Genomic DNA, 268 nt, shown 5'->3' with positions numbered 1-268 from the left:
TACCTTAAAGTAAGCTTTATTGGACTCAAAGAATTTGAGCAAAAAATCGTACTCACAGGAAACTTAGACTTAAAAACTATAATTCTTAATGAGACACCTGAAAGTTTAGACGAAGTTACTATTGTTGCTAAGAAACCAACAATTACCCGAAAACCAGATCGCTTAGTTTTTAATGTTGAAAATACAGCGCTGGTAGAAGGGTCTACGCTTGGTGTTCTTAAAAGTACGCCAGGTATCATTGTAAGTGAGGGAGGTATTAACATTAAAA

Annotated in this window: 1 pseudogene; it reads left to right on the top strand. The window is 34.7% G+C overall.

Annotation, left to right across the window (positions count from 1 at the left end):
- A pseudogene (locus ACRHNM_RS16880) lies at nt 1-268 on the top strand (glucosamine-6-phosphate deaminase); the annotation flags it as partial.

Origin of the sequence: Psychroserpens mesophilus (assembly GCF_050617655.1) — a bacterium.
Lineage (GTDB): Bacteria > Bacteroidota > Bacteroidia > Flavobacteriales > Flavobacteriaceae > Psychroserpens > Psychroserpens mesophilus_A.
The sequence above is the reverse complement of the archived record's forward strand: the minus strand, read 5'-3'. Positions and strand labels throughout refer to the sequence as shown.